This window comes from uncultured Streptococcus sp., from assembly GCF_963511325.1.
Lineage (GTDB): Bacteria > Bacillota > Bacilli > Lactobacillales > Streptococcaceae > Streptococcus.
The window spans coordinates 1-16,528 of sequence record NZ_CAUPII010000011.1; the positions used below are offsets into that span (position 1 = coordinate 1).

10 protein-coding genes and 1 pseudogene are annotated in these 16,528 nt (G+C 36.2%); all 11 read left to right on the plus strand.

Features of this window, described 5'->3' with window-relative positions; translation table 11 throughout:
* Nucleotides 1–99: 99 nt before the first annotated feature.
* The 11 genes and pseudogenes from RQ973_RS04680 (at nt 100) to secA2 (ending at nt 16,528) form a co-directional block, all read left to right on the plus strand.
* Complete coding sequence (locus tag RQ973_RS04680; protein WP_311522950.1) at nt 100–393, plus strand: hypothetical protein; 294 nt, start codon at nt 100–102, stop codon at nt 391–393.
* Nucleotides 394–755: 362 nt separating this feature from the next.
* Nucleotides 756–2,850: pseudogene (locus RQ973_RS04685) on the plus strand (glycosyltransferase).
* Nucleotides 2,840–3,718: a DapH/DapD/GlmU-related protein gene (locus RQ973_RS04690; RefSeq protein WP_311522951.1), complete on the plus strand. Its 879-nt coding sequence runs from the start codon at nt 2,840–2,842 to the stop codon at nt 3,716–3,718. Before RQ973_RS04685 ends, RQ973_RS04690 begins: the two are co-directional and overlap by 11 nt.
* Nucleotides 3,719–3,721: 3 nt before the next feature.
* A complete protein-coding gene (locus tag RQ973_RS04695; protein WP_311522952.1) occupies nt 3,722–6,964 on the plus strand; it encodes an SP_1767 family glycosyltransferase in 3,243 nt (1,080 codons plus the stop codon).
* Between the two features lie 14 nt (nt 6,965–6,978).
* Nucleotides 6,979–8,157, plus strand: a complete 1,179-nt coding sequence (locus tag RQ973_RS04700) for a glycosyltransferase family 8 protein (protein ID WP_311522953.1) — start codon at nt 6,979–6,981, stop codon at nt 8,155–8,157.
* Nucleotides 8,158–8,203: 46 nt separating this feature from the next.
* A complete protein-coding gene (locus tag RQ973_RS04705) occupies nt 8,204–9,211 on the plus strand; it encodes a sugar transferase (protein ID WP_311522954.1) in 1,008 nt (335 codons plus the stop codon).
* A gap of 128 nt (nt 9,212–9,339) precedes the next feature.
* Nucleotides 9,340–10,569, plus strand: coding sequence for an accessory Sec system protein translocase subunit SecY2 (gene secY2, locus RQ973_RS04710; protein ID WP_311522955.1), 1,230 nt, complete (start codon nt 9,340–9,342; stop codon nt 10,567–10,569).
* A 15-nt stretch (nt 10,570–10,584) separates the two neighbouring features.
* The gene (gene asp1 / locus RQ973_RS04715; protein ID WP_311522956.1) at nt 10,585–12,159 is read left to right on the plus strand and encodes an accessory Sec system protein Asp1; all 1,575 of its coding nucleotides are present in this window, start codon (nt 10,585–10,587) and stop codon (nt 12,157–12,159) included.
* Nucleotides 12,149–13,681: an accessory Sec system protein Asp2 gene (gene asp2 / locus RQ973_RS04720; protein ID WP_311522957.1), complete on the plus strand. Its 1,533-nt coding sequence runs from the start codon at nt 12,149–12,151 to the stop codon at nt 13,679–13,681. Before asp1 ends, asp2 begins: the two co-directional genes overlap by 11 nt.
* Nucleotides 13,681–14,166 (plus strand): accessory Sec system protein Asp3, encoded by a 486-nt coding sequence (gene asp3 / locus RQ973_RS04725; RefSeq protein WP_248035018.1) that lies wholly within the window; start codon nt 13,681–13,683, stop codon nt 14,164–14,166. Before asp2 ends, asp3 begins: the two co-directional genes overlap by 1 nt.
* Nucleotides 14,150–16,528 carry an accessory Sec system translocase SecA2 gene (gene secA2 / locus RQ973_RS04730; protein ID WP_311522959.1) on the plus strand — a complete coding sequence of 793 codons (2,379 nt, stop codon included), beginning with the start codon at nt 14,150–14,152 and terminating at the stop codon, nt 16,526–16,528. The genes asp3 and secA2 overlap by 17 nt, the downstream gene beginning before the upstream one ends.

Here is a 16,528-nt window from a genome sequence, read left to right on the forward strand (position 1 = left end):
TGTTTGGGTCTTTAATATCAAGGAGTTTTGTGATAAAATGTAATTGTTCCATATGGATCTTTCTAATGAGTTGTTTTGTTGCTTTTCATTATAGATCTTATGGGACTTTTTTTCTACACAAAAATAGGCTCCATAAGATCCATAGGGGATTTACCCACTACAGAAATTATAGAGCCACTAATTGAACTTTTGTCTATTCGTAAAGCAATTGAAATTCAATATTCTTTGCCAGAGTTAGAAAAAATAAGGTTCTTAGGGTTATCTCACTTTATGAAAGTGCATAAAAATGGTATAATATATAGTAGAGTTTTTCATTTTAAAATCTTTGTATTGTTTAGAACATTTATTGCTTTTTATGATATAAGAAAAATCTCAGGAGAATTAGATTATTAAATATTAGTTGAAATAAAACCATAGAAATAATGATTTTGGTTTAAAGATGATATAAAGTGATAATCGAGATATAAAGGATTTATGATAGAAATCTGTTTCAATTACTTAGAGATTATCGTCATAAGGAAGTTCTATAACTACTTCTTTAAGTTGATATGTGTTGTTTCCACGATATGAAAAACGATGGCAGTTAGTTTCAGTTTATATTGCGGTTGAAAATTAAATGTATGTAATAACTATCTATGTATAAAGTAACTTCTATAATATCCAATATAAATTGGGTGGCAGAAGTTGTCTTTTTCATTGTCTTTATCATAAAAAAAGTATGAGAGATATGAAAAAAAAATTAGGAGTGGGATTGTATGGGAAAGGAATTAATTAGTGTCATTGTTCCAGTTTATAATGCTGAAAAATACTTACAGAAATGTTTAGATAGTATTTTGGAACAAACATATCAAAATTTGGAAATTATCATTATAAATGATGGTTCTACAGATAACTCGGGACAAATCTGTCAGGAATATGAAAAACAGGATGATCGTATCATCTATATAGAAAAAGAAAACAGTGGTGTATCTGATACGCGAAATGCTGGTCTGGATCGAATGACAGGAACGTATGTTACCTTTGTTGATTCCGATGATTGGGTAGAACCAAACTATATTAAGTTTTTATATGAGAAAGTGATAGAATATCAAGCAGATATTGTAGTTGGAAATTATACTAGTTTTAATGAGTCTAATTCAGTTTTTTATTTCCACATCTCTACTGACTATTATGAAAAAGTATATGATAATAAGTCTATAATACCTTGTTTATACGACTCTAAAGAATTGTTAAAGTCTGCTTTGATTGTACCCTGGGGGAAAATTTATAAAAAAGAAATAATAGCGAATTTGCGTTTTCCAATTAATAGAATTGGAGAAGATGCATTATTTAATTTGAAGGCCTTATTAGATTCTGAAAAAGTTGTTTATGTTAATAAATCAGCCTATATATAGAGTGCGTGAGGGAAGTTTGTCCAATACTTGGACAGATGAATGGATTAGAGATGCCATTTATATAATTGAAGAGAGATTATCTTTATTGGCAACGTTAGGATATCCACTTTCGGAGCATAGGCGAGCATACAAAATGAGTTTGGATTATATCAGTTCTGAAGCTTACAATAGAGGTTTAGCTAATTCTTATGAATTAAACTACATAAAAGAGAAAAAGATGTTATTGGATAGACTTCTTCCTCAGAGTAAAGAAGACAAAAAAGCCGTCGTATTTGTAGCTGATTTTTTATATGTCGATCAGGTTGTGACAACCATGAAATCTATTTGCTATCACAATCGTTCGGTTCGTTTTTATATTATCAATAAGGATTTTCCAAAAGAGTGGTTCATACAATTGAATGGTCGATTAAGGGACTTTGATTCGGAAATTATCAATTGTCGAGTAACATCTGATCAAATATCACGTTTTAAAACAGATATTAGTTATGTAGCCTCTCTGTGTTATTTTATACCTGATTTTGTAAAAGAAGATAAGGCACTTTATTTGGACTGTGACTTGGTTGTTACGAAAAATCTAGATGATTTATTTGCGACTGACTTACAAGGTTATCCATTAGCTGCGGTGCGTGATTATGGCAGAAAAGTGTACTATGATCAAGAAATATTTAATGTAGGTGTATTACTAATCAACAATCTTGTTTGGAAACAAGAAAGTATGACTCAACGATTAATTAATTTAACTGATGAACAGCATGACAAGGCGGATCAGGTGGATCAACTTGTTTTGAATAAACTTTTTGAAAATAAGTGGCTAGAGTTGGATTTTGATAATCATTATATTGTGAGTCATAAGCAATTTACAGATTATAAACTACCAAAATCTCAAGACTATCCAGGTATTATTCATTATCTTTCGCATAGAAAACCGTGGAATGATATAGGGATTCAAGCTTATCGCAATGTTTGGTGGTATTATCATAATCTTGAATAGACAGAATTAGGCCAAAACTATCATTTACTTACGCTTAAAAAGGCTCATATCTATCCTCAAAAACTACCTGTTACTTGTTTAATTTATACTTTTTCGGATCGTATTGAGCAATTAGAGTCTCTAGTTCAAGCTTTACCGGAAATTCAATTTATAATTGTAGCTAGCGTCAAAGTTAGTGATCAATTGACAAAAAGGATTGTCAATCCCAATGTGACTATTTTGTCTGAATTTAATGATTTATCAGAGCTTGAGCAAGAATTGATTGAGATAAGTCAAGTTCTTTTAGATATTAATCACGGCGAAAAAAATGAAGAAATAATGGAGCAGTTTGCAAAATTAGGGAAGCCTATTCTTGCCTTTGAAAATACAAAATATTCTGAAGTTGGACAGATAATCTATAAAGTAGAACAAGTTCAAGAAATGATTAATAAAATAAGAGAAGTGGAAGATAAACATGGATTTTAAAAATTCTGTAAAGTTGTTAGGAGATTTTCATCATATAGAGATTTCTCCTACTAGTAGCATTGAACTAGGAACAGATGTTACATTTCGCTCATTTGTAAGTCTAGAAGTGTCTAATAATGCTAAGCTGACACTAGGAAATAGAGTTTTCTTTAACGATCATTGTACGATTCGTTGTGGCAAAGAGATTGAAATTGGTAAGGATACTATGTTTGGTGATGGTGTGAGAATTTTTGATCACAACCATAAATACTCTAATTACCATATTGAAAAAATTCAGTTTAAAGCTGATAAGATAACTATAGGGAAAAATTGTTGGATTGGAACTAACGTTGTTATTTTAAAAGGTGTTACCATTGGAGATAATGTTATCATTGGGGCAAATGCTTTAATTTATAAAGATATCCCAGCTAATTCTGTTGTCACTGCTCAAGAGGATTTAAAAATCACTCCTAGACAACAGCATCAGTTTCACGCCTTTACTTTAACAGCATCAGATACTTTAGAACATTTAGACTATCTTGTACAAGAACTTCCTGAAGTTGCATTTCATATAGCTGCTAAAACAAATGTCTCAGACTATCTAGAAAGCTTTAATCACTACGAGAACGTGAATATTTATACTAATGTGCATCATGATGATATTCTCGAAGATTTATTAAATAGAGCAGATATTTACTTAGATATCAATCATTGGGGAGAGGTTGATAATATTGTAGGTCGTGCTTTAGAGATAGGAAAACCGGTATTTTCTTTTGAAACAGTTGTCCATAGAAGAGATAAAAACGTCCGAGTTTTTAGTTTAGAGGATAAAGAGAGTATGATTAATAGCATTCGTCATCAACTAGCGAATGATGAAAATGGAGATTAGATAATGGGGTTTGATATTTTGGAAGAAAGAAGGGCAGTTGTTCTTGCGGGGGATAAGAATTACCTTATCCCGATACTTACAACAATAAAATCTATTCTATATTACAATCAAAATGTTAAAATTTATATTCTCCATCAAAATATTCCTAGTGACTGGTTCAATGATCTCAAGGTACAAGTGGAGAAATTGGGAAGTGTTGTAGAAGACATTCGTATAGATGAAGAGATTGATTCTAGGTGGAAAAACCAGGAACATATTTCAGCGATTGCGTATGCTCGCTATTTCATTCCTCATTATATTGAAGAGGAGAGAGTACTCTATCTGGATAGTGATTTGATTATTAATGGTAGTCTTGATTTACTCTTTAATATTGATTTGGGTGATAAGTATCTTGCTGCTGTTCGAGATGTAGATGGTGTTGGTTTCAACTCAGGAATGTTATTAATTGATAATTCTAAGTGGAAACAATATGATATCACTACTAAATTAATAAATAAGACAATTGATTACGTATCTTCACCTGATTTTGCAATCAGTGATAGATTTAATGGTGTTCAGACTATATTAAATTTGATGTTTGAAAATCATTGGCTAGAGTTGGATAAGCATTTTAACCTTCAAGTTGGTCATGATGTCATTGCTTTTTATAGCCATTGGGATTCACACTTTGAGTTGGATAAAGAACCTTTGATCATCCATTATACGACCTATCGAAAACCATGGTCCACTTTGATGGGCTATCGTTATCGAGACTTATGGTGGGCATTTAGGGATGTTAGTTATGAACAGATTGCTGACCACTATGCAGGACGTTTTACCATCAAGAGAGTTTATGACCTTCATAATGTCAATCTATTTACATTCACAGATTCGCAGGATTTTCTGTATATTGAAGAACTAGCTCAAGCTCTTCCTGATGTTGGATTCCATATTGGAGCTTATACAGATATGGGTTCAATTTTAATGGCTTTGGACAAATATCCTAATGTTTACTTATATCCTAGCATGGTTGGGGCAGTGATTGATGAAATGATTGAGAAGACAGACGCCTATCTGGATATCCATAAAGGGAGTCCGATGGACTTTATCGTCAGTCGCTATACCAGTGCAGGTAGGCCAGTACTGACCTTTGATACGACCAACAAAAATCAATTGGAACAAATAGTCGTTTCCTCTCAATCTCCACAGTCAATGATAGAAGCAATTAAAGAGTTAAAGAAAGATAAAATGAACATGAAGGCAATTGTACTCGGAGCCAACTACCAATATGCAGATAAGGTATTAACGACAATCAAATCAATCTGCTGTCATAATCGAGGACTTCGTTTTTATCTGATTAACAGCGATTTTCCGACAGAGTGGTTCTATAATCTCAATCGTAAATTAAAGAAGCTAGACTGTGAAATCGTCAATGCCCGTGTCAATAGTTCTCATATCAGCCAATATAAGACCAATATTCACTATGCAACATTTTTACGTTACTTTATTTCGGATTTTGTTGAGGAAGATAAGGTCTTATATCTGGACTGTGATTTGGTTGTCACAAGAGACTTAAGTCCTCTATTTGATGTCGAATTAGGAGACTATCCTTTGGCAGCAGTCAAGGATCTGGGGGCTCAAGTATATTTTAATGAGCATGGATTCAACGCAGGTGTCTTGCTCATCAATAATCGCCTTTGGAAACAAGAAGAAGTTCGCAAGCAGTTGATTGAAATGACTAATGAGTTGCATGATAAGGTTGCTCAAGATGATCAAAGTATCTTGAATCTCTTATTTAAAGATCGTTGGTTAGCTTTAGACTTTAAATATAACTGCATTACCTTGCATACACATTTCTCAGATTATCGACCAGAACCTGGGACTTATCCACCGATTATTCATTATTTGACAGAGAGAAAACCATGGGGATTGTATGAACGCTCCATCTATCGAGATGTTTGGTGGTATTATAATGCCCAAGATTGGTCTGATATGAGTCAGGTAACACCTTGTCTGACAAAAGATCAGGTGAGTCAATACACAGGGGTTCAACATTCAGCCCTAGTCTATACCTTCTCAAGCGACTTGAGAAATATGGGCTACTTGATTGAACATCTACCGGATGTCAAATTTTATGTGGCAGCTCCCGTTATGGTGGCTGATAGTATCACAGCTCTACTAGCCTACCCAAATGTCTCTGTCTTGTCAGATATTGCTGGGCAACCAGCTTTGATTGATAGCTTGGTTGAAGGCTGTGACTTCTTACTGGATATCAATGCTGAATCCGAAGTTGATGGGATCATTGGGCGTTTCCGACAAGCTGGAAAACCAGTATTTGCTTTTGAAAGTGTAGCCCATGGTGAACAAGGTCAGTTTCTTTATGACCAAGCACATCCTGAGGAGATGGTTCTAGCTATTGAAAACTATTGCCAAAATGGAGAGCTACCTGTAAAAAAGCTGCAATCCTACCCAAAGGTACTGGATATCCAGCAGAGTCTTGATTATATACTGGAGCACCATTCTTCTGTCATTCGTTATGGAGATGGGGAAATGGATATTATGATGGGGCATGGGATTCCTTATCAAGACTATGATGAGACATTGGCAGAACAGCTTAGAAGTATGATCCAACTAGAAAGCTCTCCAGAATTGCTGGTTTGTCTTTCTGATGTTTTTGAAGGTTTGGAACGCTATAATCCTGAAGCTGTTAACTTTTGGCAAAAGCATTTAGAGAATTATAAAGAAGCCTATCATAGATTTTGTACAGCAAGTTTCTATGGTTCTACTTTTATATCTCGTCCTTATATGGACCTCAAAGATAAGTCTGCTTCGGTAGCCCACTTTGAAAAATTAAAGAAACTTTGGGATAAACGAGATATCTTGATCGTCGAAGGTGAAAACTCACGTTCAGGAGTTGGCAACGATCTTTTTGACAATGCTCAGTCAGTTGAGCGGATCATCTGCCCTTCTAGAAATGCCTACAGTAAAGTTGAGGCTATTCAAGAAGCGATTGAAAAGCATGCGGCTGGTAAATTAGTATTCTTGATGCTTGGACCTACAGCCAAGGTTTTAGCGTATCACTTAAGCAAAAAAGGCATACAAGCGGTTGATTTAGGTCATATTGATTCCGAATATGAGTGGTTTAAGATGGGAGCAGCTTCAAAAGTGAAATTCTCACACAAGCATACCGCAGAGCATAATTTTGATCAAGAAATTCAGCTAGTTGCCGATGCGGCTTATGATGCATCTATCATCGTGAAGCTATAGTCAAGGAGTAGTGAATGAATAAAAAAGTATTTGTGTTAGCAGGAGATTACGGTTATATTCGTCAAATCGAAACTACCTTAAAATCTATTTGCTATCACAATAGTGATGTCAAGATTTATATTTTTAATCAGGATATTCCCCAAGAGTGGTTTGTCTCCGTCAGGGAAAAAATGGCATACCGAAATAGTGAGATAGTTGATATCAAGCTGTTTGGAGGTAATATGCGAAATTGGAGTCTACCACCTGTTGGACAGCACATAAACTTTATGACCTTTGCTCGTTATTTTATACCGAGTTTTGTGTCAGAAGATATTGTTTTATATTTAGATTGTGACTTAGTAGTTACACGTGATTTGACAGATCTATTTTCTATTGATTTAACCAATAAACCTCTAGCTGCTGCAAAAATCATATATGGTTTAGAAGACAGATTTAATGCAGGAGTGTTACTGATCAATAATGCGTATTGGAAGGATAAGGGAATCCAGCAGGAACTCATTAACATTACTGAAAGAGAACATGAACACTTACTTGAAGCTGATCAAACAGTTCTCAATCTAGTGATGGGAGAAAATTATGTATTATTAGATGATACCTATAATTTTCAGATTGGATATGATCAGTTGGCTGATAGTCGGGGGCAATATTTTATTTTTGAATTGCCTTTGACTCCATTACCAGCGATTGTTCATTATTTGTCTACCGATAAACCTTGGAATACTTATTCGGTAGGTCGCCTACGTGAAGTTTGGTGGAAATATAATCAACTAGAGTGGTCTCAAATAAATAGTCAAGAAGAACTTGTCGTGAAAAAAGCTAAATATCAAGCATTGATCATTACAGGCAGTCAGCAATTAGAACAAATTGATTATCTGATTAAACATTTACCTGAGTATGATATTCATATTTTAACTTTTACGGATATGGGAGAAATTCTCAGAAGTCTAGCCAGTTATGAGAATATTAAGTTGCATCCAACTGTTATGAGGTGGATGTGCAGGAAAATGATTGAAGAATGTGATGTTTATCTGGATATCAATCATGAGTTTAAATTTCCTGATGTTTTAGAATGGGTGCAAGAAGCTAAGAAAACAATTTTAGCGTTTGATAATGTGGCCAATCCTTATCATGTAGATCAAGTATTTCCTCATGATAATCCTCAGGCTATGGTCGATTTTTTGAAGGAACTTTAAGTTTGTGAGTGGTTTGTTTTAAAAAATACTAAATTAGAGATTCAAAATGAAAATTAATATTACAAATATTTACGGTATGTCTGGTCAGAGTACAGCCTTGATCGCCCAGAATGAAACCGTTAAAATTGCAAAAAAGTTAGACTTTCACGAGCTTAGCTTTTACTTTTACAATATCTATAGTGATAGTCAAGGCGAGTTGAATAGCCGTTTAGATGGCGTTTTAGCTAAGCTGGGTTATGGGGATATCGTTGTTTATCAATCTCCTACATGGAATGGTAGAGAGTATGACCAGGCCTTTATCAGGAAATGTAAGATTTTAAACACGAAAATTATTACCTTTATCCATGACGTGCCACCCCTTATGTTTCCATCCAATTATTACTTAATGCCTGAGTACATTGAGATGTACAACCAATCAGATCTAGTAGTTGTTCCTTCAGAAAACATGAAAGAACGCCTGATTCAGGAAGGATTGACAGTTCAAAAGATTATTATCCAAGGCATGTGGGATCATGTTCATGACTATCCTTTGAGACAGCCTGCTTTTCAAAAAAAACTATCTTTTGCGGGTAGTGTAGAACGTTTTGAACACTTATCCAACTGGGCTTACTCAACCCCACTCGATATTTTTTCCGAGTCTAATCAGGAGAATCATAATCCAAGTGTTTCCTTTAAAGGGTGGAAAACAGATCCAGAGTTGCTTTTTGCTTTGTCAGAGGGGGGCTTTGGCTTAGTATGGGGAACAAGTGAAAATCCAGCTGAAGAGGCAGATTACTATCGCTTGAATATCTCTCATAAAGTTAGCACTTATCTTGCTGCTGGAATTCCAGTAGTAGTACCATCCTATCTCTCAAATGCCAGTTTCATAAAGGAAAAAGGCTTAGGTTATGTAGTAGATAGTTTGGAAGAAGCCAGTCGTCTTGTAGAGGGAACGACAGTAGAAGCTTATCAACAAATGGTTGAAAATGTATATAAAGTGAGTTATGCCTTGAAACAAGGCTACTTTACAAAAAAACTATTGATTGATGCAGTGATGCAGGTTTTGAATGTTTAGAATAGAATAGTTATGGATTGCCCTCATCCATTAGGATGAGGGAACGCCATTGTTAGCAAAAGATCAATTTATAGATTTAGCTATGTTCATCAGAATATCTCATCACTCGAATAAGGTAGGAGAAAAATTTGAAGAAAAAATTAACATCAGTTGTCGTGAAACGGGTTATGTGGACGATTTCTTTCTTATTCATTTACGTTCTAGGAAGTAGATTGACCCTTCCCTTTGTAAACGTTAATGACACGAGTTTTTTGGGTGGAACTGCAGCTTTCTTAGCCTTTTCTACTTCTATAACAGGTGGAAATCTTCGGAGTCTTTCCCTATTTTCAGTTGGACTGTCTCCATGGATGTCGGCGATGATTTTATGGCAAATGTTTAGCATGTCTAAAAAACTTGGTCTGGGTAGTTTACCACTTGAAGTTCAAGATCGACGAAAAATGATATTAACGTTTGTCATTGCTTTAATCCAAGCATTAGCCATTACTCTAAATCTCCCTATTCAGTCAGGGATGAATTATGGGCTAGTCTTGACCATGAATGTTCTACTCTTGATTGCGGGCACCTTTTTCTTAGTCTGGTTATCGGATTTGAATTCTTTGTTTGGTGTCGGAGGGTCTCTAGTTATCTTGATGTCAAGTATGGTGTCAAGTATGCCACAAAACATCTTAAAAAGCATCAAAGAATTACAAGTTGGTCCCTTATTGATTGTGGCTCTTTTGATGCTCTCAATGGTATTTTTAGCGATTGCAGTTAGAGTTCAGAGAGCTCGTTATCGAATTCTGGTAAATAAGATTATGATCCACAATCGCTTTAAACGTTATTCTTATTTGGATATTTTGCTGAATCCAGCTGGAGGGATGCCCTTTATGTATGCCATGTCCTTGGTATCCATCCCACAATATAGCTTGTTGCTTCTTCAGATGGTTTTACCGAAAGAATCGTGGATTGGAGAGTGGATTAGCCGCTTTGCAATTGGTCAGCCAATTTGGGTCTTCACTTATATTGTTGTTTTATTTATATTAGGAATTGCGTTTGCATTTGTAAATATGAATAGTGAAGAAATTGCTGAGAGAATGAAAAAATCTGGAGAATATATTTATAATATCTATCCTGGAGAAGATACTAGTCGTTATCTCGGAAAATTGATATTTCGTTTTGCAATCATTGGGTCTATCTATATCGTATTTATGGCAGGATTACCAATGTTGATTGTCTTATATGATCCGCGCTATATGCAACTAAGTATGCTTTCAGGCTTATTTTTGATTTTTAATGGAATGGTGTTTAATATCAAGGAAGAAATTGATGCTTTGACCTTAAATGAGAATTATAGACCACTCTTAGAAATTGATTCATAATTGTGAGGAGAATATATGTATTATTTCATTCCTTTTTTGGAGCGTAACAATCCATCTTGGCAAGCTAGTATTGTGCCTTGGTATAGAACTCCTTATCGCTTAGAATTTGATGATATCTTACACCAAATTCGTATCTTTAAACGCCAAGAATTAGAATCTAAGATGCTATGGTTGACTTATCATCCTCATCTACGCTATTTGTTACACAGACAAGATTTATTGGAGTCTGATGTTTTCTCCGTTTTTGATGCTATTCAAAATATTGAAGCTGAGGAGATGCATCCTTTACAATTAAAGGATTTAGCATGGGATGAAGATTGTGATTTTATCTATACTCCTTTTGTAGTTGTAGTTAAGCAACAGGGAGAACTCTATGCTGAAATTGAATATGGTTCAGAAGGCTTTATCAGCTACATCACTTACTTTAAGGATGACCAAGTTGATTTTATTTGCTATTTTGATGATCGAGGCTTTTTATCTAGTCTTGTAGAGTTTAAGGATCAGAAGCCAGCTACTCGCTATTATTACAATGCAAAAGGCCAGTGGCAACTTAGGGAAAACTTGCAGGGGGAAGAGCCAATTGTAAAGGTAAACCCAGCAGTAAGCTATCGTTTTGGAAAATTAGTTTATGACAGTATAGATGAAGTCATTTGGGAATTCTTAGCAACATTTTTAAATCAAGACTATGAGGTTGGAGATTCATTTGTTTTGGCAGCTAATACCAAGTTTCAAGATCAATTGTTAGAAAAATTACCAAAAGAAGCTCCTAAAATTATAAGTTTCTTTATTGAAAGAAATCAAGCAGATGATTTACAAACTCATTGCCAGGTAGTAGAACAGTCTAGAATGTTGATTAGTGATCGGAAAGATTTTCTTGAGCGATTACAAGAGACCTATCCCCAATTTGCTTCTAAAATGCATCATTTACCGTCATTTGATACGCGCTTAAAATTAGGGATTAGCCAACGATTAAAAGAATCAAAAATTTATGTCCAATTAGATATACAGATGCAACAAGATCCAGAAGTCCTGTATGAAATCATGCATTTTGTTTCGAAAAATCCCTTGACAGAGGTTGTTTTTTCAGTATTTAATGCAGAAGGTTATCAAATAGAAGCTTTGCAGAAGCAACTCGATTCGCTGATTATAGAACGTCTTAACCCAAGGGATCTGTTAAAGGATACTGTGGTATCTGATGCGGAAAATACATTAGAGGAAAATACCAGAGATGATTATCGCTTTAAGATTATCAATCTAAATGATGAGATGGGCTTAATTCGTGAGTTAGAGTATACTCGTTTAATTGTTGATTTGAATCCAGTCGCTAATATTTACACACAGATTGCAGGGATTAGCGCAGGAATCCCTCAAATCAACCGACACGAGTCAGAATATGTTACCCATTTACAAAATGGGTATATCCTATCGGATTTATCAGAGTTTAGTAAGGCTGGGCACTACTTTTTAGATACCCTGAAACATTGGAATCAAGCCTTAATTTACTCAATTGATAAGATTCGACAAAATACGGGTGATCAATTTGTAGACAAGTGGGAAAAATGGTTAGAGGAGGCAAAAAGTGAGCAATAAATTACAGATTTTGCAGATAGGTAGCAGAAACTGGAGCCATATCTATGAGCTTCCTGAAAATATGGAGTGGCACTTCTTTTGGCCAAGATCAACGACTGCCATAAAGAAGGTCATGAAAATGGAAGGCTTAAGAACTTTTTCAGCTGTTTTGATTGAAAATCCTGAGCATTTATCGGATTTGATTCCGTTGATGAGAAAGATCACTCCTTATACGATTTTCTACCCTGATACAGCTGAGCCTCAATCGAAAGATGTTCAAGATTTTTTGAAAAAAACCTGTGCTCAAGCAACAGATTTTTCAAACCCAGCAGAACTTTTGCGACTCTTATCTAAGGCCCTGTTTAGAGGGCAGTATGGAGATAAGTTAGTTCCAATTGATATGATTGTCAATCCTGCTTTTACGGGAAAGGTTCGATATAACGGTTATGAAAATCTAGAACTCCTAGGAAAGTATGGTCAAGACTTTCGCCCCTTAATTAGTTGGAAGTATAATATCCGAGCTAGCGAATTTAACCCAGTCGAACTTTGGCTCGAATATGAGAAAGATTGGACTTGTGATATTCGTCTGATTGTTCGAAATATCCAAGATGGCTCCACTGATAACTTTGTTAAAGAACGAGTTTTCACAGTTGAAGATATGAAGTCTGCCCTTGTACTGGATGATGACTTTTCTTCATTCATCAGTATCTCTTTAGAAGCTAGAGGAGCAGGATGTCTGAAAATAGGAGCTCTTCACCAGCGTTTGACGCGCTACCAATTTGGTAAATACGTTCTTGGTGGGGGAATCATTCATAATGAAAAGCGTGAGGAAATCAATTACTTTTTCTATCCAGGAGACTTTAAGCCACCTTTGAATATCTATTTCTCTGGTTATCGACGAGCCGAAGGATTTGAAGGTTTCGGAATGATGAGATCTCTTGGTACGCCTTTCCTTCTTTTTCAAGATCCTCGGATAGATGGAGGAGCCTTCTACTTGGGTGATGACTGTCTTGAGAATGGTGTTCGAAATGTCATTCAAGAACATCTGGATTTATTAGGATTCTCAAATAAGGAATTGATCCTTTCGGGTATGTCCATGGGAACTTATGGAGCTATGTATTACAGTTCGTTCTTTGAACCGAAAGCTGTGATCGTTTCAAAACCCTTGGCTAATCTTGGCTTGATAGCAAAGAGAGGCAGACTTGAGGCACCTGGGCTTTTCCCAACCGCCTTTGATATCTTACGTCATCATTCTAAAGGGGATGCTAGTATAGATGCTATGAGATCCTTGGATGATCGTTTTTGGACTCCTTTTAAACAGGCAGATTTTAGTCAAACAATCTTTGGGCTCTCTTATATGAAAGAGGAAGACTACGATCCGCATGCCTATGATGATTTAGTAGCAGCCCTTTATCATACGGGGGCTCGTATTATGGTCAAGGGGACCTCAGGCCGCCACAATGACGATAGTACTACTAGTGCTGCTTGGTTCAAGAATTTTTATAAGATGATTTTAGAGCAGGATTTTGGGAGAAAGTTTTAATGATGATCAAACGGAATAAAGAAATATATTGGGGAGAATTTAAGGGAGCTAGTTTAGGTGATACGAGGCAAAATACATTTTTGTTTGGTTCTATTGTCCTCTATTATTCAAGAGACCATGTTTATCTGGAAAATGATATGGTGAATTCTGGTACTATGATTCATGAGTGGACCTCAAGTTTTAACTTTCAAGGAAATCGCTTAACCCCAACCTTACCTCTTTTAAAAAGGGGATATCGTTACCGTTTGTCTAGTCGTATGACTGTGCAACCTCAAAATGGTTTATACTTTAGGCTCATCTTTATGGATCGTTATGATAAGCAGGTTGGTCAAGTGATTGAAAAAGACTTGGATTTCACCTTTACCTATCCAGAAGAAGCCTATCATTACAGAGTACAGCTGTTGAGTGCAGGATTTCAAGCAGTTGACTTTCATTCATTTTCAATAGAAGAGGACGATTCTGAGCAAGATGTGGAACAAGAATAGACAATTGAGCAAGGTGAAAAAAATCTTGCATCAAATCAATCTAAAAAAAGAAGAGATGGCCTCGCTAACAGATGATGAATTAGCAGGTAAAACTCAAGAATTTAAAGATAGAATTGCTGCTGGAGAAAGCTTAGACGATCTTTTAGTGGAAGCTTTTGCAGTTGTACGTGAAGCCGATAAGCGGATCCTAGGAATGTTTCCCTATGATGTACAGGTCATGGGTGGGATTGTCATCCACCAAGGGAATGTTGCGGAGATGAATACAGGTGAAGGTAAAACCTTGACCGCTACGATGCCAGTCTATCTCAATGCCTTATCGGGAAAAGGTGTTATGCTGGTGACGACTAACGACTATCTTGCCAAGCGTGATGCAGAGGAGATGGGACAAGTCTATGAGTTCTTAGGTTTGACCATTCGCATTCCCTTTTCTGAAGACGAGGATGAAGAGTTAACGCCTGAAGATAAGCGGGAAATTTATAGTGCGGATATTGTTTATACGACAAACAGTGGTCTTGGTTTTGACTACTTGATTGATAATCTAGCCTCTAGTGAAGATAAAAAGTACATGCCAGAATTTAACTTTGTTATCGTAGATGAGGTAGATTCAGTCTTGCTGGATAGTGCTCAAACTCCCTTGGTCATTTCAGGTTCTCCTAGGGTTCAATCCAATTTTTATGGAATTATTGACACCTTGATGACAACTCTAGTTGAGGGTCAAGACTATATCTTTAAAGAAGAGAAAAAAGAAGTCTGGCTCACTACTAAGGGCGCTCAAACTGCGGAGAGCTTTTTAGGTATTGATAACCTCTATTCTGAAGAACATGGCGTACTAGCAAGACACCTGACCTTTGCTTTACGAGCTCATACCTTATTTAAAAGGGATAAAGACTATATCATCCGTAAGGGTGAGAAAGAGGAAGAACTCGTATTGGTAGATCAAAGTACAGGTCGTTTATTAGAAATGACCAAATTACAGGGTGGTTTACACCAAGCCATTGAGGCAAAAGAGCATGTTCCCTTGTCTGAAGAAACACGGGCGATGGCTTCCATTACCTACCAAAGCTTATTTAAGAAGTTTAAAAAAATCTCTGGGATGACTGGGACAGGAAAGGTTGCAGAGAAAGAGTTTTTAGAAACTTATGGCATGTCAGTCATTCGAATCCCTACAAATCGTCCGAATCAGCGAATTGATTATCCAGACAATCTCTATGTTACCCTACCTGAGAAAGTGTATGCATCGCTTGCTGAGATTAAATATTATCATGAAAAAGGTAATCCTTTATTGATTTTTGTTGGATCAGTAGAAATGTCGGAACTCTACTCCTCTCTATTATTACGTGAAGGAATTGCTCATAACGTTTTAAATGCCCATAATGCAGCGCGTGAAGCTCAGATGATTGCAGAGTCAGGTCGTATGGGAGCCGTGACAGTTGCGACTTCTATGGCTGGTCGTGGGACTGATATTAAGCTTGGTCCAGGAGTTGCTGAACTGGGTGGTCTAGTTGTCATTGGTACAGAACGGATGGATAGTAAACGTATTGACTTACAGATTAGAGGACGTTCTGGTCGACAGGGAGATCCTGGCTTGTCGAAATTTTTTGTCTCACTGGAAGATGATGTGATCAAGAAGTATGGACCTTCTTGGGTCCATAAGATGTATAAGGACTATACAGTAAATAAACAGATAAGCCCAGAACTTTTAGAAGGAAGACGCTATCGAAAATTAGTAGAAAAAGCGCAGAAGGCAAGCGATAGCGCTGCTAGATCATCAAGAAGGCAAACCTTAGAGTATGCTGAGAGTATGAATATTCAAAGAGAGATGGTCTATAGTCAAAGAAATCGCTTGATTGATGGAACCGAGGATCTTGATGGTTTTGTTGTAGATGTTCTGGATGAGTTCGTAAGAAAAAGCTTGGCAGAAGAACCCTTTGAAAGTAGAGAAGATCTGTATCATTTTATCGTTAAAAATATCAGTTTTCTTTACCATGCAGTTCCGCGAGAGTTAGATCTGACGGATAAGGATGCAATCAAGCTAGTTCTGGAGACAACCGTTCAAAAGAGTCTACAAGAGAAACGAACGATTCTGGAAACTCATGACTTCTTTTCAGATTTTCAGCGTTTAGCATTGCTAAAAGCAATAGATGATAACTGGGTAGAGCAGGTAGACTACCTGCAACAATTGAGTCTAGCAATCGGTGGGCAATCAGCTGCTCAAAAGAATCCTATTGTCGAGTATTATCAAGAAGCCTATCATGGATTTGAAGAGATGAAAAGGCAGGTCAAGAAGGATATGGTTCGAAATCTTCTATTGAGTCGAGTAGACATTTCACCTGATGGGGAAATTATGGCTTATTTTCCATAA

Bases quoted from the DNA above. Each gene is read 5' to 3' on its own strand.
- RQ973_RS04680 (WP_311522950.1), top strand. From the start codon at position 100: ATGGGACTTTTTTTCTACACAAAAATAGGCTCCATAAGATCCATAGGG.
- RQ973_RS04690 (WP_311522951.1), top strand. From the start codon at position 2,840: ATGGATTTTAAAAATTCTGTAAAGTTGTTAGGAGATTTTCATCATATA.
- RQ973_RS04695 (WP_311522952.1), top strand. From the start codon at position 3,722: ATGGGGTTTGATATTTTGGAAGAAAGAAGGGCAGTTGTTCTTGCGGGG.
- RQ973_RS04700 (WP_311522953.1), top strand. From the start codon at position 6,979: ATGAATAAAAAAGTATTTGTGTTAGCAGGAGATTACGGTTATATTCGT.
- RQ973_RS04705 (WP_311522954.1), top strand. From the start codon at position 8,204: ATGAAAATTAATATTACAAATATTTACGGTATGTCTGGTCAGAGTACA.
- asp1 (WP_311522956.1), top strand. From the start codon at position 10,585: ATGTATTATTTCATTCCTTTTTTGGAGCGTAACAATCCATCTTGGCAA.
- asp3 (WP_248035018.1), top strand. From the start codon at position 13,681: ATGATGATCAAACGGAATAAAGAAATATATTGGGGAGAATTTAAGGGA.
- secA2 (WP_311522959.1), top strand. From the start codon at position 14,150: ATGTGGAACAAGAATAGACAATTGAGCAAGGTGAAAAAAATCTTGCAT.